Here is a 20,925-nt window from a genome sequence, read left to right as displayed (position 1 = left end):
AGTTATTTCAAATCGGTATTTATCTTTACTCCTCTTCATTTATTATTTCTTGATAAACCTTCGTATACCTTTTCCTGAATCTGTTTTTATCATTACAAAGTAAATTCCGTTACTTAAGTTAGCAACCTCTATACTTCCTGATGAAAAATCATTTACCTTAATTTCTTTTCCTAACATTGAATACATTTTTACTGCTCTTATCTCTTCTTTAGTTTCAATATTTAGATAATTCTTAACAGGATTTGGATAAACTTTAAATGCCACTGGGAACTCCTCTTCATTTACACTTAAAGTATTTACTGAAAAGTTAGCAGTAATAGTTTTATCTCCATCTATTGTTATACTTATAGGGTTGTTAGTTCCAGAAGCATCACCTGCCCAACCGTCAAACTGATATCCTGTAATAGGTGTTGCAGTTAATTGAACTACTGTACCTGCATTGTACGAACCAACACCAGTCGCTGGATCTACACTATCAGGTGTAGTATCTACAGAGATATTTCCATTAGTTGAACCAAGTACCAATCTATATTGAATTAAACTAAACATTGCTGTAACAGTCTTGTCTGCATCCATAGTAATATTCAATGGATTTGTAGTTCCTGAAGCGTCACCACTCCATCCTGTAAATTCATAACCTGCATCTGGAGTAGCTGTTAAAGTTACAACACTACCATCATCATAAGTTCCTGTACTTGGATTTGGACTTTGAGTAACAGATCCATTTGTAGCATTTAATGTTAATGTTCTTTGTATTGGTGTAAAGTTTGCTGAAACAGTTTTATCAGCATCCATTGTAATATTTATTGGATTTGTAGTTCCTCCAGCTACACCATTCCAACCTGAAAATTCGTAACCAGCATCTGGTACTGCCGTTAAAGTAACAACACTATTATTATCGTAAGTTCCATTTACTGGACCAGGATTTGCTGTTATAGATCCGTTCGTTGATGTACCTAATGTTAATGTTCTTTGAATTGGACTGAAGTTTGCCGTTATGTTTAAATCTGAAACAATTGAAATTGTTCTTGGATTTGTTGATCCTGTAAGATCACCACTCCATCCATCAAATTTAAATCCTGCGTCTGGAACTGCTGTAAACGTAACTGAAGTTCCATCATCGTATGTTCCACTTACTGGATTTGGATTAGTTGTAACACTACCATTTGTTGCGTTGATAGTAACCGTACGTTGAATTCTACTAAACATAGCTGTTATTGTTTTATCAGCATCCATAGTAATCGTTAACGGATTTGTAGTTCCTGATGCATCGCCACTCCAACCAGTAAATTCATATCCTGCATTTGGTGTAGCTGTTAAAGTAACTGAAGTTCCATCATCGTAAGTTCCACCGGTTGGGTTTGGATTTGTAGCAACTGAACCATTCGTAGCGTTTACAGTTAGTGTTCTTTGAATAGGACCAAAGTTTGCTGTAACTGTTTTATCAGCATCCATAGTAATATTTAATGGATTTGTAGTTCCTGATGCATCGCCACTCCAACCAGTAAACACATATCCTGCGTCTGGTGTAGCTGTTAACGTAACAACAGTACCATCGTCATAAGTTCCTGTACTTGGATTTGGTGCTGCAGTAGCACTTCCGTTAGTTGCATTTAATGTTAATGTTCTTTGAATTACTGTGAATATTGCAGTAACTGTTTTATCAGCATCCATGGTAATAGTTAATGGATTAGTCGTTCCTGAAGCATCTCCACTCCAACCAGTAAACTCGTATCCTGCATCTGGTGTTGCTGTTAAAGTAACAGAAGTTCCATCATCATAAGTTCCTCCAGCTGGGTTTGGTGTAACTGTTCCATCAGTTGTATTTAACGTTAACGTATATTGTGTAACTGTAGTTTCATAAGCTCCCATGTCTACAGCTCCACCTGAAACTCTAGTATTTCCTGCTAAATCTTCAGTAATATCAGAAGGCAAGTCTGCACTTAAACCTCCGTCGATAGCATTTGAACCTGCTTGTAAAGTGAAATCATTATTTCCAGCATCAGTGAATAATGGGTCAGAAGCCATTCCTCCAGCTTGACCACCTTGAACAATAGAATTACTTACTGAAGAAGGAGTTCCTGTTGCATCGAAAGGAGATATTGAACCATTATCAAAAATAATACTGTTTTTAATAGTACTATTTGCTGCTCTCTCCATTTTTATAACATTTCCTAAATTACCTGTATTTTTCGCAAAAGTAGAATTGATGATATCTACATCAATACCAGTTATATTTCCTCCAGAACCAGTTACCAAACGCATACATGAAGCACTAGTTCGCGACACATTATTATAAAAAAGACTATTTACAACCGATCCTCTACCAAATTGAGAGAAATTTTGTGATCCAACAAATAAGAAAGCAGATTGCGTATCTGAATAGTTATTTCTTATGATACAACTTTTGAAATCAGTATCTCCTATAATATTGGTTTGTCCACATGGGTTAAACTGAGCATATACTGCATATTCCGAACCCGAATTATTTTCTAAAATACAATTTTGAATTGTACTGTAAATTCTACCAGTATTATATGGCTGAACGATTATAGCTGCACCTCTTCCTCCAACATCTTGATTTGTAGCTGAAGTTGTACAACTAGTACTATTTGAGCCATTTGCATTTCCATCAGAAATTGTAAATCCATCAATGATAGTTCCAATTCCTGTTCCTTTTAAAGAAACTACGTGATATGAATTATCTGCTCTTGTTGCTTCAGTATTGCTAATATTAGCGTTATCATCTCCATTTAAATCTCCAGATAAAATGGTAACATTGTTTCTAAAATCTCTTTGATTTAAAGCAGTTTCAGTTCCATTAAAACCTCCATAGATTTCAGCAACTTTATTTTCTAACTTAAAAGTTTTACCATTTCCAGTTCCTGCAGTTGGTAAATAAGTACCTTCAGCTACCCAAATTTGAGTTGGCAAATTAGTATTGTCAATTGCATCCTGTAGGTTTGTATAAGCATCTGTCCAAGAAGTACCATCATTGTTTCCTGTTGCATCAACATCTACATAAACTTGTGCTGCTGGAGCAGTAACTCCATAATACTGAACTGTAACCCTGTTATTATCTAAATAAGCAACATAAACTTTATTTCCTGTATTATTAACAGTAATTTTTGCTTTTGGATCTACTCCTGTAAAATTTAAACCAATATTTAAATCACTCCAAGAGTTTAAATACTGATTGAATTGATTAATAATTAAATTATCACTGCTGTTGTAATATAAAGCATAAGAATTATTATCTAAGTTATTATACTCCATGAACAAAGTTCTCTTTTTTGGAGAATCTGCTCCAGATGGTCTTGTTCCTGAAATCATCTCAATTCTATTAGTTGGAACAGTACCTTGATAATTATAATGGTGAATAATTCTATTACTTACTCCAGCCATTGTATACATGTAAGCATTTGCTCCACCTGGTGGTGTATACGAAGTATTTACATCTATATTCCAAGCACTACCATCGTATGCATATCTTGTAGCTCTTGGTCTCCAATTTCCAAATCTATATCCCCAACCAACTACTAAATTATCTTCAGAAATTAAGTCATAACAATTTTCGAAAATAGTTCTATTGAATTCATTTGTCCAAGAACCATTTCTATTTGAATATAAGTAGAAAACTGAATTTGTGATACTTGATCCTGCTCTTGAAGTTCCAATAAAAGCTTGTCCTGTAGCCGAAAACTTCAAAATCGTTTTACTATGTGGCGCGAAACCAGTTAGCGATGTTCTTTCTGTAATCCAATTAGTTCCATCAAATCTAATCACATCAAGTCTGTTTGTTGTATTGTTACGAAAAGCAACCCAAGGCTGGTTAGTTACTGGATTAATTGCAATTGCCATCAAACTTGGTGTTACAAGTCCTGTTGCATTGCTTCCAACATCAACCCAATTAGTACCGTCAAACTTTTGAACGTGTACTTCTCCGTTTGTATTATCAGCATAAGCTACATAAGGAACATCATTATTATCTGATGCAATAGCTAAATCTGTAGCATCGTTTGAAAATCTTGCTGTTCCTTCAATTTGCCACTGGGCAAAAGTTATATTACTTATAAAAAATAATAGATAAAGTAATTTTAGTCTCATAATCGTGTTTTAAAGTCCTTATATGCACAAAACTCCACCAATTGTGTTAATTTTTTGTGAAACACTTTCTGAAATCTCTATTTGAATTGCTGAATTGAAGTTTTATATATAAACAGCTAACTATTATCTATTTATATTATTCTACAACATAGAAAAAACCGCACAGATCAAGAGTTCTGTGCGGTTTTAGTTAGCTAAGTTATTTAAATAACGGGTATAAGAACTAATTTATTTAAAGTACTTATTAACAAGACTTACTGGTATATCTTTTGAAAATTTATCTGAATAATTTTTCTCTATTACTAATTCTTTAGAAAAACCATTTTCTGTACTCTTCTGATTTATTTTTGCTGCATTAATATCTGTATCATCTCCATTAACATACAAATAATAAGCAATTAATTGTCTATCTGTTACCTCATCAGTTACACGATCTGTTTTCTCTTTCCATTCATCTGAGTACACAACTAATTTTCTTATTTTAAGATTAGCATTATTTCTATATTGCTTTAGCTTTTTATAAATTGCTTGTTCACATAGCTTAGCTAATTCAGGTGAATGTAATTTTCCTTCTTTAGGCATAAACTTGAACGATCCTATTTTTACTCTTTTTTCAAAATCTTTTACATAAGTCAAAGCTTTTTCTCCACTCCACTCATCAAACTTTTCTGCACTTGGTGCTGCGATAACAAACGGTCCTGTGATTTTTGATTTTGATGACATAAAATATGGATACTTTCCACCAATCTTTTTTCCTCCGTCGAAGGCATAAATTAAGTACACATTATCTGGAGTTTTAATTACTCTTTTTGATGGAGAAGGAACTGGAGTAAACGAGTGCTTGGTTCCATTTGTATCTGTTACATCTTTTAATTCGTCTATATGAAAAACCTCTTCTCCTTTTTTTACGAAATTACTACAATAAACACCGTCTATATCTCTACTATAATCGTCTTTAGCAAACCTTGGATATAATTTAAAGGCTAATTTATTTCCAGAACCAAAATGATATACATTAAACTCATTCCCTTTTCTTTTTTCTTTTGCTGTTCGCATTTCTAAGTTTGTAAAACCACTAGCAAATCTTGAACTCATTTGGTTTTTAGACACGAACTGTTTCCCTCCTTTAGCTGCAGTTGCTGAAGCCTTATTCGATGATTTATTTTTTTTGGATGATTTACTCTTGTTTAATACTTTTTTAAAAAATTGAGCATTTGCAGTCGGTACTGAAAATAATATTGCACTAAACAATGCAATATGGAATAAACCTCTTTTACTAATTTTAATCATTTCTTTTGTTTTTGATAGAAAAGCTACTGCTTTTACTTGCTGTTAATGATTTAAAATTCTTTAATTATCACGAAGTAAACCCTTTAAAACTTCTCAAAGTTCGTTTTGAACTTCTCAATTATCTCGTAAAAAACTAAATGCAAATAAAAAAGACTCTAAAAATAGAGTCTTTTAAAAGTTTGGTTAGTTAAAATTATATACTTTGAACTATAGTTAAAAATTCTTCTTTTTTGTCTTTTGAGATAGACACTGCTTTATCATTTTCCATGATTACATATCCACCATCTTTTTTAACGTATTCTCTTAAAAACCTCAGGTTAATTAAATACGATCTGTGCGGACGATAAAATGTACTTATCTTCTGTAATGTTTCTACAAAAAACTTGAGTGGTTTACTTACTAGGATATTTTCTTTTGTTGTTGAAACTTTCGTGTACATCCCGTCTGCTTCTAACATAATGATATCATTAAAATCTACAAATTTAATTCCGTTACCATTTGGCAAGCCAATCTTTTTAAAGTTTGCTTCTTCTAAACTTGATTTTAATTCTTTTAATCGCTGATTGATTTGAGAATTCCCTATAAATGTAATTACTTTTTCTACAGCTTCTCTCAATTCTTCTCCATCGATTGGCTTTAATAAATAATCGATAGCATTCAATTTAAATGCCTCAATTGCATAATGACTATATGCTGTTGTAAATATGATTTGAAATGTAATTTCTTCTTCTGAAAAGAAGTTTAAGATTTCTAATCCTGAATATTCTGGCATTTCAATATCTAGAAAAACAATATCTGGTTGATTTTGTTTAATTTTTTCTATCCCAGTTAATAAGTCTTCAGCCTCATCTATCTCTTTAATTTTATGACACTCTTCTTTAATAAGTGTTTTTAATACACTTCTTGCTTTAGCTTCGTCATCTATTATTATTGCTTTCATACTTCCTTATTTTTTTAGATAGCACTAAAAGTCTATTGGAATTTCTAATTTCACTAGAGTTCCTGTTGGATTTTCAGCATTATCGTATTGGTCTATAATTTCTAATTTTATCGGGGTTTTTCTCGTTTTATTCAATAAACTAATTCTTTTTGCATTAGCTTCTGAAGAAAAAGATTTTGGTTTAAAAGCTTTTCTATTATTAATTTCTCTTGAAAATACTCTACCTACTCCATTGTCTTCAATTAAACATTCTAACACTTTTTGTTTTTCATTTATTCTAAAATTAAGCTGTAATTTTCTGTTCTCCTTTCGATGTAATAATCCATGTTTTATGGCATTTTCTACATATGGCTGAATTAAAAACGTTGGAATTTCAACTGCATCTTGATCTAAGTTTTCATCTACATTTATGGTAAAAGAAAATGAATCTTCAAATCGATCTTTTTCTAACTCCAAATAAAAGTTCAATGCACTTAACTCGTCTCTAACTGTAATTCTATTTTTCTGACTATGCTCTAGATACATTCTAATTAATCGTGAAAACTTTACTAAATATGTTCTTGCTAGTTTTTTCTCATTATTTAGAATATAATCTTGAATGGAATTTAATGCATTGAAAATAAAATGTGGATTCATTTGACTTCGTAAGCTTTCTAACTTCAAGAATATATTTTCTAACTCTTTATTTTGTTTGTCTAGAATTAACTTTTGTTTCTCTTTTAACTGCTTGTTTTTTCTATTAAAATAATACCAAAGAAAAGAAGAAACTGAGATTGTAATTAATAAAAAGAACCACCATTGTGTATAAAAAACACCTTTTACTGTAAATCGTAATTCTTGAACATCTGACGTATTTTCACCTTCTTTAGCTTTGAGCTGAAATATATAATTCCCTTGAGCCAGTTTATTATAAACAACCGTATTACTTTGCGATGTTTCTTCTTGCCAAGGAATATCTTCTTTTCGATTTTGCAGTAACCTATATTGATAAGAAGTATGTTCTTTTGATAAAAAACCGTTGGTATTAAATGCTATTTCTATCTTCTCTACATCGCTAGAAATTGTATAAGTATTAGCAAACTCTTGAGCAACATTGTCAATCTTTATTTCCTTGAAATAAGGTAACGGTTTATTTTCTTTGTTAGTTTTATTAAAAACCTTTTGAGCATTAAATGAAAATAATTCGGTTGTTGTTCCTACATAAACTCTTCCATTTATAATTTCTATCCCCAGAAACTCGTAAGATGAAACTCCATTATTCTTGGTAAGATTATTAAACTTATTAGTTGTTAAATCAAGTTTTTGTATCCCTCTATCTCCTGCTAACCAAATTGAATTATTAATGCTATCGTATTTTATAAACGAATTTATATTAGATAATAATCCGTTTTTACAAGTCAGTTGCGCTGAGATTGCTCTATTCTCTATTTTATATATTCCTTTTTTAAAGGATAAAGCCCAAACAGTATCTTTTGAAGAAGTAATATCTTTTATATAAATAGATTTATCTTCTTTTTTAATTTCTTCTCTTATAAAGTTATCATTGTAAACATGTAATCCTTTTACGGTTCCAAAATAATACTGCTTGTTATCTTTATCTCCATAACAACTATACGATCTACCATATGAAGTTTTTGCATCAAACCTAGGTTTAGAAACATCTTGTAAGTTAACTAACTTTGATGTTATACCTGTAGCTATCAACAAGGTATCTTTATTGACAAAGAAGTGGTCTTTAATAACGTGACTCTGATGTTGTTTAATAATATTTACTTTATTATTCTTGAACCTAACAGCGTTGAATGATTCTACGCTTTGTAAATAATATAAGTCTCTTGATTTCTCGTAAAATAAATACTCAATTTCCGAAGAGTTTTTGAACTCAATAGTAGTTACTTTATTCGTATCTGTATTTAATATGTAGAATTCATTTCCCGTACCAATTAGAAAGATTTCATTTTCTTTTCCTCTAAACATTTTTCGAATCCGATACGATTCAGGAGTATTGAAATTTGATTTTAAATCTGGATTCGGTACTACATACACACCATTGTTTAATGTAGTTAGCCATAAATTACCCTTGCTGTCTTTTAAAGCATCACTTACTACTGTTCCTTCGAAAATCTTTCGCTGCAGCTTTAATTTTTGATTCACTAATGTATAAACATATACTCCTCTGCTTGTTAGCAGATATATTTCATCGTCAAAAATTCTAAGACTATTGACTATAAATTTCTCATCTATGCTTGATTTTGAAAAACTAAACCTCTTATCAAAATCGGTATCTAAAATGTAAAACTTGCTACTTTTATCTCTGTGTAAGGTCGAAACTAAATAAGCATCTCCTATTTGTCTTAATGTAGCTCCTCTAACTCTTGTTTTGGCAAAAGTCATTTTTTTCCCTAAATCAGTAAGTGTAAAAGTGCTATCTATTCTTACTAAATGTCCTTCTAAAGTGAAAGCATAGATATTATTATCTCTAGAAATAATCTCACTGTAAAATCGAGTTCTGTCTGTATTGTTTTTAAACAATAATTTTCCAGTGTTCTTATCAAAAATCATTAGCCTTGATGATCCTAGAAATATTACAGCGTTATTGTGTGTGAAAATTTGAACTACATTACCTCTAAAGAATTCTTTTAATTCTTTAAACAAATGAACTTTTCCGTTTTTAATGTAGAATATTTGATTTGATAAATTTGTGTACCAAATTATATTATCTCTATCTTTTACTACTGAAAACACAGATAATCCTACTTGATCTGGATGTATATATTGTTTGAATTTGAATCCATCATACCTGTACAATCCTTTATCTGCAGCTAACCAAACAAAACCTTTATCATCTTCTAATAATCTATAAAATTCTTTATCTGGCAACCCTTCTTTTTCAGTTAAATTTATTGCCATAGGTTGCTGTGCAACAACTACCTCAACTAATAAAAAACAGAAAAGAGTTATTAAAATTCTCATGTACTTCGGGATCACTTCTAAAATTAAGCTTATAATTCGCTTTTATGTATAAAAATACAACGAAGTTGACTTAAATTACATAAATAAGTTTCCAAAATGAACTTTTGAACTTCTAAACTGCGATCATGTTCCTATATAAAAATTAAAAAAGGTTGAAAATCTGTATAGATTTACAACCTTATTCATCGGGGGAAAGTTCTAGAAAACTTTATAAAAGTATTTCTAGTATTGCTCTAATAAATATTTAATTAAATCGGTAGTAGTTACGATTCCAACTAACACATTATTTTCTATAACTGGTAGTGCATGAAATTCTCGAGTCGACAATACTTCTGCTACTTCTTTAATCGTATCGCTCGCATTCACTGTAACTACATTTTTTGTCATTACTTGCTCAATTGTAAAAATGCTATTCAGTACAATATCTACTTCTGTTTCATATTCTTGAACTGTCTCGGCATAACTTACTCTTAGTAAATCGGTGTGACTCAACATTCCTATTATTTCTTCACCTTGCACAACTGGTATATGTCGTATTTCATGAGTTTTGAATAACTCTTCTGCAGTTGTTAAATCATCTATTGAACTTAATGTTACTAAATTAGTACTCATTATTTTTGATACAGGTGTTCTTTTTTTCATAATAAATAGATTAATTGGATATTAAAATTGTAGCCTAAGTCTACTGTTATATTTTTAAAGTTAATACGGGTAACGTAGCATGATTCACAACATCTTCTGCGATACTGCCATCTAAGAAATGTTCTATTCCTACTTTACCATGCGTTGGCATAATGATTAAATCACTTTCATTCAATTGTGCGTATTCTAAAATTCCGTCTTCGATTTTATAATCTGAAACTTCTACAATTTTTGGTTTGTTATCGAAATCTGCTCCGACACTGTATAAGAAACTATCGATACGCTCTTTCTTTTCTTTTGTAGTTTTAAACTTAGCTCCTGGAGTATTTACATGAACTAATTCTATTTTGCATTTAAATGCATCTAAAAGTTCTTTAGCTTGTTTATACGGTTCAACAAAGACTTTTGAAAAATCACAAGCAAAGACAGCTTTTTTAAATGGTTCTGAAATTGGTAATCCTTTAATAACCAATACCGGAATCGTTGAGTTTCTTACTACTACTTCTGAATTCGATCCTAAAAACATTTCTTTAAAACCTGTGGTTCCTTGTGAAGACATAATAATTAAATCTGCATCTTCTTGACCTTTTAGATCGTGAAAACTACTAAAGTCTTTATACGGCTGAACTAATGTTGAAACTGTAACGTCTGATAAGTATGGTTTATCTAAAAACTCTTCAAACTTTTGTCTTGCCAACTTAATTTGATACACTGCCTGCTCGTTAATATATGATGACGAAACTGAAATTAATGCGTTAGACAATTCTAACATATGAACTGCAACTATTTCTGATTTGAATTGTTTTGCTAATGAAGCTGCTGTTCTTAAAGCATTCTCAGAATGTAACGAGAAATCTACTGGTACAATAATTTTTTTCATAATAGAGAGACTTAATAATTAATAGTGTAAAACTACTTCAACTCTCAAATAAAAACTATGATATCAATCAGTTACCTTATTCAAAAACATGAGTAAAATCATGTTCCAGCAAATTATCTACACACGGCTTTGTGTTCAACTAAATTACTCACAGAATTTGCTGGTGAGATATAAGGAATATCTAAAGCTAAACCTCGAAGAATAAATAATACGCCAATAATGATAACAGCAAACGGAACTATTTTTCGGAAACATTTATAGAAACTGAAGTGAGTAAATTTTCCTAGATAAACTATTGAACTCATTAACGGAATTGTTCCTACACCGAATAAAAACATATATAAACTTCCGTAAACGACATTGTGAGTTGCTATAGCTCCCAATACAGCCATATAAACCAATCCGCAAGGAAGAAATCCATTTAAAAAACCAATAAGGAAAAATGTATTTCTTTTTTTCTCTTTGAGTTCTTTACCTAATTCAGATTTTACTTTGATAACAAACCTGTTTAATGAATTGGTAATTTTTAATCGGTGAACAATTTTGGGGAATAAAATGATTACAATCATTAGAACTCCTGTGAAAATAGATAAATGTTGTTGAAATGTAAATAATTCAAAACCTCTACCTAATAATCCGAATACCAAACCTAACAAAGCATAAGTTGATAGTCTTCCTAAATGATAACTCATTAGCTGAAAAAACTGCGTTACTTGATTTTGCCTATTTAATGGCAACATAAAAGCTATTGGTCCGCACATACCTAAACAGTGTAGACTTCCCAATAAACCCAATATGAAAGCAGTATATAGCATTAAAGTGTAAGTTCTTTATGATATAAAAAAGGAGTTCCCTTGTAAGTAAAATCAACTGTAATATTCCAACGTCCCCCAACTAAAAACTTTTCAGGAATATGAAGCGTACGATTTTTCAAAACTATAGGGAACTCACTATCTAAAGTTTTGTCTGAAGGTCTGTATAAGAATACTTTTCCTTTTATAAATTCTGATTGAAATTCTTCTGAGAATAGAAGCTCTAAACCTTTTTGATTTGATTGAATAACTATAGCATCTTTTATTGCTAATACATTTTGTTCTGCATTGATATTATCTTGATATTTTAATTCTTTTTGATAATATCTGTCGGTTACCAAATCGTGATTGTATTTGTGGTCTGTTATCATTGTTGTAACCATAAACATGATAAATCCAATAAAAGCTATGATTGCTATTACTATACCTGTACCCCAATTTAGTTTCATATTGATTTTAATTTAAAGTGTTACCAAAATTTTCTAGGTCCTAAAAAATTTGTTGTGGTAGTTTCTATAAGTTTGTCTTTACTGTATACTCCTATTTTGAGTTTCACTCTATCTTTTTTTAACTGACTTTGATGTAACTCAATAAAAAGAGAACCTTCTGCCATACCTTGTTTAGGAATTGTAAAGTCTTGATGTGTTACAATTTCTATTTTCCCTTTATGAGATAATAATTCGTAATGTATATTGTTAATTTCTTCAGTAGTTTTATTTACAATTTTAAAAGAATACACGTTACTGATTATTCCGTCTGCTTTTCGTTCATATAACTGACCTGGTAATCGAAATACTTTGGCTTCAACATCATTTCTTAAGAACAACATTCCTGTTAAAACTCCAAATAAGATGACAAGCACTGCAACATAACCTTTCATTCTAGCAGTAAACTTAAACGGGCTCTTTTTTTCTATATTTTCAATACTTGCAAAACGAATTAATCCTTTTGGATACCCGATGTTTTCCATCATGGTGTCACACTCATCTATACAAGCCGTACAATTCACACATTCTAATTGAGTTCCGTTACGAATATCTATTCCTGTAGGACAAACATGAACACATTGTTTACAATCGATACAATCTCCTTTACCAGAAGCAACTCTATCTTCTTTTTTATTAAATTTTGCTCTTCCTTTTTCTTTTTCTCCTCGTTTGTAATCGTAAGCAACAACAACAGATTGATTATCTAATAAAACACCTTGTAATCGTCCGTACGGACAAGCGATAATGCATACTTGCTCTCTAAACCATGCAAAAACAAAGTAAAAAACACCAGTAAAAATTAACAGCGCTATAAATGTTGAAACATGATTTGCTGGTCCGTTACTTATGTATAGTAAAAGTTCATCACTTCCGATAATGTATGCTAAAAACACATTCGCAATACCAAATGAAATTAAAAAGAATACAAACCATTTTAATACCTTTTTTCTGATCTTTTCAGCATTCCAAGGTTGTTTAGCCAAGCGTATTTGTTTTCCTCGATCTCCTTCAATCCAGTATTCTATTTTTCTGAAAACCATTTCTAGGAAAATAGTTTGCGGACAAATCCATCCACAGAAAACTCTTCCGAAAACAACCGTAAACAGAGTTACAAACACAACCCCGATAATCATTGATATTACTACCAAATGAAAATCTTGCGGCCAAAATGGAAATCCGAACACATTGAATTTACGTTCTAGAACATTAAATAATAAAAATTGATTTCCTTTAATTTTTATAAATGGTGCAGACAATAGAAAAAGTAACAATGCGTAGCTCACATAACTACGATAATTGTATAGTTTTCCTTTAGGTTGTTTAGGAAACACCCAAGCACGTTTTCCTTCGGAGTCTATGGTACCAATACTATCTCTAAACTTTTCGTTTTTAGGTGTTCCCATTGTCAACTATCAAAACTAATTACTAACTATTCTTTTTTCCAGATTTCTCCTTGTGGTTTCTTTGGTTTGGCTGTTGTATTTCCTTCAAGAGAAATAATATAACTCGCCACTTTTTGAATGTCTTGAGGTTTTAGAACTCCTTTCCAAGGCACCATTCCTTTTCCTGCTCTACCTCCGTTATAAACTGTATTGAAAACATTCTTAAATCCACCACCTAAAATCCAATATTCATCTGTAAGATTTGGTCCTACCCCTCCACCTCCATCAGGAGCGTGACACGATGCACAATTCAAATTAAACACTGCTTTACCTCTTGCTAAATCTGAATCTTCTGTTAACAACTCTACCTTGGTAATATCAAATAAATTTGGTGTCGTAGATTTATACTGTTCAATTTCATATTTGGCTTTTGCCATTGCTTTTTCATATTCCATTTCTTGAGTATCTCCTCCTGCAATATGAAAACGTATCAAGTAAATTACTCCGAAAACAATTGTTGCATAGAATAAATACACCCACCATGGCGGAAGCACATTATCTAATTCTTTTATGCCGTCGTAGTTATGATCTAATACAATTTCTTCTTCCTCTTCTATTGCTTTAGATCTTGTAAATTTCTTCAGGATCTTTTTGAACCATACTTCCCATTCATCTTCTATTTCTTCTGGATTAAAACCTTCTTTTTCTAGTTTTAATTCCTCAGTCATTTTGTACACAGTGTAACTAAAGTATTCTTTGACTAAAATGACTAATATTAAGAAGACTAACAGTATCCAAACTAATGGGTTTTCGTATAAACTAAATGGATTTTCATATGAAGTAATTGCTTTAATTAAAGCCCAAAAACTTACAAAAACAAATAGTAGGTATATGATCGATTGAAAAACTCTTTTCATGATTTTTCTGTTTAATTATCTAATGGTATATGACTTACTTTTTTTATGTATGATTTCTTTGCTGTAAAGACCCACCAAAAAAGCAATAGAAAAAAGGTGAAGAATATGCTTAATGAAATCAATGGATAGATTTCTATTCCTGTGATACTCTCTAAATGATTTTTTACAAACTTTAACATGGTTCTATTTTTTTGATAATTTGTCTTTTACATCGTTTACTTTAATATCAACTCCTAATCGTTGTAAATACGCAATAAGTGCTACAATTTCTCTGTCTTTCATTTCCACAAAAGGAATATCATTTGCTTTTGCATACTTTTTACTTGCATCGTAGTTACTAGCAAAATCTGGATCTTCATATAAGTTTTCTTGAATTTTCATTCCTTGTTCATCCATACTCTTTTGAGCATTTTTCACATCTTCTTCTGTATAAGGAACCCCTAAAGTGATCATGGCTCGCATTTTCTTCTCTGTTTCCGATTTATCCAGTTTATTTTTGATAATCCATTGGTAAGCTGGCATAATAGATCCTGGTGAAGTACTTTGTGGATCGTACATATGATTAAAGTGCCAACTGTCGTTATACTTTCCTCCTACACGATGTAAATCTGGACCAGTACGTTTACTTCCCCATAAGAAAGGATGATCGTACACAAATTCTCCTGCTTTAGAATATTCTCCATAACGTTCTACTTCACTTCTAAATGGACGAATCATTTGTGAGTGACACGAAACACAACCATTTGAGATATAAATATCTCTACCTTCTAATTCTAATGGAGAATATGGTTTTACAGCTTCGATATACGGAATGTTAGACTCAACCATTAATGTTGGTACAATTTGTACTACTCCACCAATTAAAATTGCTATGGTTGCATACAATGTTAATTTCACTGGCTTACGCTCTAACCAAGTATGCCATGTTTCTCCTTTTGTTCTATATTTTGAAACTTTAGTTAATGGAGCTGCTTCAGCTAAATCATCAGTTACTTTTTCACCTTGTCTAATCGTTTGCACAATAACGTAAACCATTACAATTGCTCCGATGATGTATAAACTACCTCCGATAGCACGTAGCCAATACATTGGTAAAATCTCTTGAACTGTTTCTAAGAAGTTTGCATAAGTTAATGTTCCATCTGGATTAAATTGTTTCCACATAAAAGCTTGAACAAAACCAGCAACATACATTGGTAATGTGTAGATAATGATTCCTAAAGTTCCTATCCAGAAATGGAAATTCGCTAAAGCTCTAGAATATAATTTTGTTTTAAATAATTTAGGAACTAACCAATAAATCATACCGAAAGTCATAAATCCATTCCACGCTAAAGCTCCTACGTGAACGTGAGCAATAATCCAGTCGGTAAAGTGTGCAATTGCATTTACATTTTTTAGTGACAACATTGGTCCTTCAAAAGTTGCCATACCATAACCTGTAATTGCAACGACCATGAATTTTAAAACTGGATCTTCACGAACTTTATCCCAACTACCTCTTAAGGTTAATAATCCGTTGATCATTCCTCCCCAAGATGGAGCAATTAACATAATTGAAAAAACTACTCCTAAATTCTGAGCCCAGTTTGGTAAAGCAGAATATAATAAGTGATGCGGACCTGCCCAGATATAAATGAAAATTAAAGACCAAAAGTGAATAATCGATAATCGATAAGAATACACCGGTCTGTTTGCCGCCTTAGGAATAAAGTAATACATCAATCCTAAAAAAGGAGTAGTTAAGAAAAATGCCACAGCATTATGCCCGTACCACCATTGTACTAAAGCATCTTGAACTCCAGCATAAACAGAATAACTTTTCAATCCACTTACTGGTAATTCTAAACTATTAAAAATGTGTAAAACAGCTACAGTAACAAAAGTTGCTAGGTAAAACCAAATAGCAACATACAAGTGACGTTGACGACGTTTTAAGATCGTCCAAATCATGTTTATACCAAATACGACCCATACTACAGCAATTGCAATATCTATTGGCCATTCTAATTCGGCATATTCTTTAGACGTTGTATATCCTAAAGGAAGTGTAATTGCTGCTGCTACAATAATCAACTGCCATCCCCAGAAATTAATGTTACTCAACAGATCACTTGCCATTCTCGTTTTTAACAAACGTTGAAGAGAATAATATACACCTGCATAAATTGCATTTCCTACGAAAGCAAAAATCACAGCATTAGTATGTAACGGTCTTAAACGACCAAAACTAAGCCATGAAATCCCATCAGTTATATTTGGGAATAAAAACATAAAAGCTAAGAGAAGCCCTACTGAAAAACCTACGATTCCCCATAATAAGGTAGCGTAAATAAATTTTTTTACGATTTTATTATCGTAATAAAATTGTTGCATTTCCATAATTTAAATTGAATTAAAAATCTATTCTTTATTTGTATTCTTGGTTACTAACTCGTCGTCAAATAACATTCTAACTGAAGGAGTGTAGGTATCGTCATATTGTCCCTTTTTAACGGAAATTATAAATGCAATAAAAAAGACTATTGCTACTGAAACACTTACTGCCAGCAATACATAAATTACCCCCATCTTGTTAGTTTATTAATTATATTTCAAAAGTAGTTTTGGAAAGATTTTTATACTATGATATTGGTCATGTTCGGGGGTTTATTCTTAGAAAAAATCATATTTATTTGACGTAATTTCTTCTATCGAATTATATCGTCATTGAGAACAACTTTGTTTCAGGTTTCTTTTGTTGTAATCGTACATCGAAAGCCATACAAATATTTCGAATAAATGGTCGAGCTTCTTGAGCTACATTTAATGAATTACGATCAATTGCAATTAAATTATCTGAAGCGATTTCTTCTAATAATCCTATTGATTTAGGTAAAGTTTCAAAATGCATTTCTTTTGCTTTCCAATTCGTAGAAAAATGACACATGATATTTAGAATATGTTTTCGAATCACTAAATCTTCATCAGTTAAAATATGACCTCTAAATATTGGAATCTCACCATTATTGACTAACATTTGATATTCTTTTACGGTTTTTACATTTTGTGCAAATCCGTACCAAGAATCACTAATTGCCGACATTCCTAAACCGATCATGAGTTTGGTTTTACTCGATGTGTATCCCATAAAATTTCTATGGAGTTTTTGTGAAGTTGTCGCTTTAAACAAACTGTCGGAAGGCAACGCAAAATGATCCATTCCTATTTCATGATATCCGATGTTGGTTAGCATTTCTTTTCCTAATTCATACAAAGCTCTTTTCTCATCTGACTTAGGTAAATGTTCTTCACTAAAACCACGTTGACCAACTCCTTTTACCCAAGGCACATGCGCATAACTGTAAAAAGAAATTCGATCTGGAAGCAATTCTTTTGTCTTTAAAATTGTATCGGTAATACTTTCTTTAGTTTGAAATGGTAATCCAAAAATTAAATCGTGACTCACAGATGTATATCCAATTTCACGAGCCCATTTTGTGACTTTTTTTACGTTTTCAAAAGATTGAATTCTATGAATTGCTTTTTGAACAATACTATCATAATCTTGAATACCAAAACTTACACGTGTAAATCCGAGATTATATAAAGTTTCCAATTGTTCTTTTGTTGTATTATTCGGATGACCTTCAAAACTAAACTCAAAATCAGGGTGTTTTTGACTTCCTTCTAAAATTGAATCAATCAGTTCTTTTAATTGTTTCGAAGCAAAAAAAGTCGGTGTTCCTCCACCTAAATGAATTTCTTTGATCACAGGAACTTGAGTCATTTTTTCTTTATATAATTCCCATTCTTTAATTAAAGTTTTGATATATGGAATTTCAACTTCATGACGTTTTGTAATGTGTTTATGACAAGCACAAAATGTGCATAAACTTTCGCAAAAAGGTAGATGTATGTATAAACTTATTCCTTCTTCTTGATTACTTTCTTCAAATGATTTTTTAAAACTTTTAAGCCATTTTTCTTTTGAAAACGTAGTTGCATCCCAATATGGAACAGTTGGATAACTCGTATATCTTGGACCGGGAATGTTATATTTTTGAATTAGTGATTTCATATTATAGTTTTTTTCCTAAAATATTAGTTGCTATAGTGGTAAACACCACAATACTTATTGAACTTAAAGGCATTAGAATCGCAGCAATTACAGGAGATAATTGTCCGGTTACAGCGAAATACAATCCGACACTATTATATATCAGAGAAATGATAAAACAGTATTGGATAACACGCATCGTTTGTTTTGTAGCTTTTATAAATTTTGGTAGTTTTTCAAACTGATTTGCATCTAAAATTGCATCGCATGCAGGTGAAAACACATTAATATCTTCAGATACTGCAATACCAACTTCACTTTGCATTAAAGCTCCGGCATCATTTAATCCGTCTCCAATCATGGCGACATTTTTATGCTTCTTTTGAAGTTGAGAAACATAAGTCAATTTGTCTTCTGGCTTTTGATTGAATAATAATGTCGTGTTCTCTGGCAATCTTTTTTTCAAATACGCTTTTTCTCCTTCATTATCTCCTGATACAACAGAAAGATCATATGCTGAAAACGTCTGAAATACTTCATCTACATGTTTACGATAAGTATTTTTTAATGTGAACTTTCCTTTATAATCGTTTTGAATGCTTACATGCACAGAAGTATCTGAACTAAATTGTTCCTTTTCATTTTTCACAAAAGAAGCAGATCCAACTTTAACATCAACAGTAGCTACAGTTGCTTGTAATCCTTTTCCTGCATGTTCAAAAACCTGATTCTCTTTCTCCAAAGGAATGTTCGTCATAGTTTCATAAATTGTTCTACTTAAAGGATGATTAGAAGCTCGTAATGTTGCTTTTAACGCTTTTTCTTCATTAAAACTTAAGACAGAACCTGTATATTTTATTTCACTATTTGTTCTAGTTGTTAAGGTTCCTGTTTTATCAAAAACCAACGCATCTACTTTCGCTAACTGTTCTATAACTGTAGCGTTTTTTAAATAGAACTTTTGCTTACCAAAAATTCGTAACATATTACCTAAAGTAAATGGAGCTGCTAACGCAATTGCACATGGACAAGCGATAATAAGTACAGCTGTAAAAACATTTAAAACTTTAGTTGCATCTGTGAGAAACCAAAACATACTTGCTAGAGCAGCGATGGAAAGAATAGCAATGGTGAAATTTTTACTTATTTTATTTGTAATGGTTGTAAATCTGCTGGTTTTATCTTTTTCAAAAACGGCGTTACTCCACAATTGCGTTAAATAACTTTGTTCTACAGAATTGATTGCCTCAATTTCTATAGCTCCTGACAATTGTTTTCCTCCTGCAAATAATTTATCTCCTGATTTTTTCTGAACCGGATTTGCTTCACCAGTGACAAAACTGTAATCGATTTGTGCATTTCCATTGATTAGAATTCCATCTACTGGAATTAATTCTTGATTACGAATTAAAATACGATCTCCTTTTTCAATCTTGTAAATCTGAATGGTTTCTTCATTTCCGTTTTTATTCACTTTCGTGACAGCAATTGGAAAATAAGATTTATAATCACGCTCAAACGATAAGTAATTGTATGTTTTTTGCTGAAAAAACTTCCCTAATAATAAAAAGAAAACCAACCCCGTTAAGCTATCGAAAAAACCACTTCCTAAATCAAACAACACCTCAACAATACTTCTGATAAAAAGTACTAAAATTCCTAATGCGATAGGAACATCGATATTCAATAATTTAGATCGTAATCCTTTATACGCAGAGATCAGATAATCTTTAGCTGCATACACAACTACAGGAATAGAAAAAGCAAACATCAACCAACGAAATGTGTGTTTATACTTTTCTAACCAAAATTCATTTACTTCAAAGTATTCTGGAAAAGAAAGTAACATTACGTTCCCGAAAGCTAAACCTGCCAAACCTAATTTATAAATTAAACTACGATCAACATTTTTACTTCCTGATTCATAATCTTCTAAAGAAATATAAGGTTCGTAACCAATGGAACTCAGCAATACCACTATTTCCTTGAGACTAATTTGATCAACTTTGTATGTAATACGTACACTCTTTTTAGGAAAATTAACTTGTGTAGTTACGATTCCTTTTTGAAGTTTCTGAAGATTTTCTAACACCCAAATACATGAACTACAATGAATATGCGGAATATATAAATCTACAATCTGAACATTTTCATCGTTAAACGAAAGTAATTTTTGAATGATACTTTCATCATCTAAATAATCGTATTTTCCTTGAATATCTAGCGGGGTTGCTCCCGGACTTTCTTGTAGATCGTAATAGCATGTTAAATCGTTTAGCGAAAAAATCTCGTATACTGTTTTACATCCATTGCAACAAAACGATTTATCATCAAATTCTATTTTTTGATGCTCGTTACATTCGTCTCCACAGTGATAACATGTTGTTTTCATATACACGATTTACGTAAAGCAAATTTCTGCATGAAAAGAAAAATAAACTATGATATTAATCAG

General features: G+C 31.4%; 15 protein-coding genes. All 15 read right to left on the bottom strand.

Annotated features, from left to right (window positions below; genetic code table 11):
* Positions 1-42: 42 nt before the first annotated feature.
* The 15 genes from Q1A15_RS10620 to Q1A15_RS10550 all read right to left on the bottom strand — a co-directional run bounded on the left by Q1A15_RS10620 (position 43) and on the right by Q1A15_RS10550 (position 20,862).
* On the bottom strand, positions 43-4,107 hold the full coding sequence (locus Q1A15_RS10620) for an InlB B-repeat-containing protein (protein ID WP_299623070.1): 4,065 nt from the start codon (positions 4,105-4,107) through the stop codon (positions 43-45).
* 228 nt (positions 4,108-4,335) lie between these two features.
* Positions 4,336-5,397 (bottom strand): hypothetical protein, encoded by a 1,062-nt coding sequence (locus Q1A15_RS10615; protein ID WP_299623067.1) that lies wholly within the window; start codon positions 5,395-5,397, stop codon positions 4,336-4,338.
* 193 nt (positions 5,398-5,590) lie between these two features.
* Positions 5,591-6,337, bottom strand: coding sequence for a LytTR family DNA-binding domain-containing protein (locus Q1A15_RS10610; protein WP_299623065.1), 747 nt, complete (start codon positions 6,335-6,337; stop codon positions 5,591-5,593).
* Between the two features lie 24 nt (positions 6,338-6,361).
* Positions 6,362-9,310 (bottom strand): histidine kinase, encoded by a 2,949-nt coding sequence (locus Q1A15_RS10605; RefSeq protein ID WP_299623062.1) that lies wholly within the window; start codon positions 9,308-9,310, stop codon positions 6,362-6,364.
* A gap of 222 nt (positions 9,311-9,532) precedes the next feature.
* Positions 9,533-9,952 (bottom strand): CBS domain-containing protein, encoded by a 420-nt coding sequence (locus Q1A15_RS10600; RefSeq protein WP_299623059.1) that lies wholly within the window; start codon positions 9,950-9,952, stop codon positions 9,533-9,535.
* Positions 9,953-9,998: 46 nt separating this feature from the next.
* Positions 9,999-10,832, bottom strand: coding sequence for a universal stress protein (locus tag Q1A15_RS10595; protein ID WP_299623056.1), 834 nt, complete (start codon positions 10,830-10,832; stop codon positions 9,999-10,001).
* Positions 10,833-10,945: 113 nt separating this feature from the next.
* Entirely contained in the window at positions 10,946-11,647 is a 702-nt protein-coding gene (locus Q1A15_RS10590) for a sulfite exporter TauE/SafE family protein (protein WP_299623054.1), read from the bottom strand.
* Complete coding sequence (locus Q1A15_RS10585) at positions 11,647-12,093, bottom strand: FixH family protein (RefSeq protein ID WP_299623051.1); 447 nt, start codon at positions 12,091-12,093, stop codon at positions 11,647-11,649. Before Q1A15_RS10585 ends, Q1A15_RS10590 begins: the two co-directional genes overlap by 1 nt.
* 20 nt (positions 12,094-12,113) lie before the next feature.
* A complete protein-coding gene (ccoG, locus tag Q1A15_RS10580; protein ID WP_299623048.1) occupies positions 12,114-13,535 on the bottom strand; it encodes a cytochrome c oxidase accessory protein CcoG in 1,422 nt (473 codons plus the stop codon).
* 26 nt (positions 13,536-13,561) lie between these two features.
* A complete protein-coding gene (locus Q1A15_RS10575; protein WP_299623045.1) occupies positions 13,562-14,431 on the bottom strand; it encodes a cbb3-type cytochrome c oxidase N-terminal domain-containing protein in 870 nt (289 codons plus the stop codon).
* Between the two features lie 11 nt (positions 14,432-14,442).
* Positions 14,443-14,610: a CcoQ/FixQ family Cbb3-type cytochrome c oxidase assembly chaperone gene (locus Q1A15_RS10570; RefSeq protein WP_095069520.1), complete on the bottom strand. Its 168-nt coding sequence runs from the start codon at positions 14,608-14,610 to the stop codon at positions 14,443-14,445.
* Between the two features lie 4 nt (positions 14,611-14,614).
* Positions 14,615-16,813 (bottom strand): cytochrome-c oxidase, cbb3-type subunit I, encoded by a 2,199-nt coding sequence (gene ccoN, locus Q1A15_RS10565; RefSeq protein ID WP_299623036.1) that lies wholly within the window; start codon positions 16,811-16,813, stop codon positions 14,615-14,617.
* A gap of 21 nt (positions 16,814-16,834) precedes the next feature.
* Positions 16,835-17,002 (bottom strand): cbb3-type cytochrome oxidase assembly protein CcoS, encoded by a 168-nt coding sequence (ccoS, locus tag Q1A15_RS10560; RefSeq protein ID WP_095069516.1) that lies wholly within the window; start codon positions 17,000-17,002, stop codon positions 16,835-16,837.
* A gap of 127 nt (positions 17,003-17,129) precedes the next feature.
* The gene (gene hemN / locus Q1A15_RS10555) at positions 17,130-18,491 is read right to left on the bottom strand and encodes an oxygen-independent coproporphyrinogen III oxidase (protein WP_299623032.1); all 1,362 of its coding nucleotides are present in this window, start codon (positions 18,489-18,491) and stop codon (positions 17,130-17,132) included.
* A gap of 1 nt (position 18,492) precedes the next feature.
* Positions 18,493-20,862, bottom strand: coding sequence for a heavy metal translocating P-type ATPase metal-binding domain-containing protein (locus Q1A15_RS10550; protein WP_299623029.1), 2,370 nt, complete (start codon positions 20,860-20,862; stop codon positions 18,493-18,495).
* Positions 20,863-20,925: the final 63 nt, after the last annotated feature.

The sequence above is a fragment of the uncultured Tenacibaculum sp. genome (genome assembly GCF_947495995.1).
Classification (GTDB): Bacteria; Bacteroidota; Bacteroidia; order Flavobacteriales; family Flavobacteriaceae; genus Polaribacter.
The sequence above is the reverse complement of the archived record's forward strand: the minus strand, read 5'-3'. Positions and strand labels throughout refer to the sequence as shown.

What these genes read in the sequence shown, in the direction of transcription:
- Q1A15_RS10620 (WP_299623070.1), bottom strand. Translation starts at nt 4,107, where the DNA reads ATGAGACTAAAATTACTTTATCTATTATTTTTTATAAGTAATATAACT.
- Q1A15_RS10615 (WP_299623067.1), bottom strand. Translation starts at nt 5,397, where the DNA reads ATGATTAAAATTAGTAAAAGAGGTTTATTCCATATTGCATTGTTTAGT.
- Q1A15_RS10610 (WP_299623065.1), bottom strand. Translation starts at nt 6,337, where the DNA reads ATGAAAGCAATAATAATAGATGACGAAGCTAAAGCAAGAAGTGTATTA.
- Q1A15_RS10605 (WP_299623062.1), bottom strand. Translation starts at nt 9,310, where the DNA reads ATGAGAATTTTAATAACTCTTTTCTGTTTTTTATTAGTTGAGGTAGTT.
- Q1A15_RS10600 (WP_299623059.1), bottom strand. Translation starts at nt 9,952, where the DNA reads ATGAAAAAAAGAACACCTGTATCAAAAATAATGAGTACTAATTTAGTA.
- Q1A15_RS10595 (WP_299623056.1), bottom strand. Translation starts at nt 10,832, where the DNA reads ATGAAAAAAATTATTGTACCAGTAGATTTCTCGTTACATTCTGAGAAT.
- Q1A15_RS10590 (WP_299623054.1), bottom strand. Translation starts at nt 11,647, where the DNA reads ATGCTATATACTGCTTTCATATTGGGTTTATTGGGAAGTCTACACTGT.
- Q1A15_RS10585 (WP_299623051.1), bottom strand. Translation starts at nt 12,093, where the DNA reads ATGAAACTAAATTGGGGTACAGGTATAGTAATAGCAATCATAGCTTTT.
- ccoG (WP_299623048.1), bottom strand. Translation starts at nt 13,535, where the DNA reads ATGGGAACACCTAAAAACGAAAAGTTTAGAGATAGTATTGGTACCATA.
- Q1A15_RS10575 (WP_299623045.1), bottom strand. Translation starts at nt 14,431, where the DNA reads ATGAAAAGAGTTTTTCAATCGATCATATACCTACTATTTGTTTTTGTA.
- Q1A15_RS10570 (WP_095069520.1), bottom strand. Translation starts at nt 14,610, where the DNA reads ATGTTAAAGTTTGTAAAAAATCATTTAGAGAGTATCACAGGAATAGAA.
- ccoN (WP_299623036.1), bottom strand. Translation starts at nt 16,813, where the DNA reads ATGGAAATGCAACAATTTTATTACGATAATAAAATCGTAAAAAAATTT.
- ccoS (WP_095069516.1), bottom strand. Translation starts at nt 17,002, where the DNA reads ATGGGGGTAATTTATGTATTGCTGGCAGTAAGTGTTTCAGTAGCAATA.
- hemN (WP_299623032.1), bottom strand. Translation starts at nt 18,491, where the DNA reads ATGAAATCACTAATTCAAAAATATAACATTCCCGGTCCAAGATATACG.
- Q1A15_RS10550 (WP_299623029.1), bottom strand. Translation starts at nt 20,862, where the DNA reads ATGAAAACAACATGTTATCACTGTGGAGACGAATGTAACGAGCATCAA.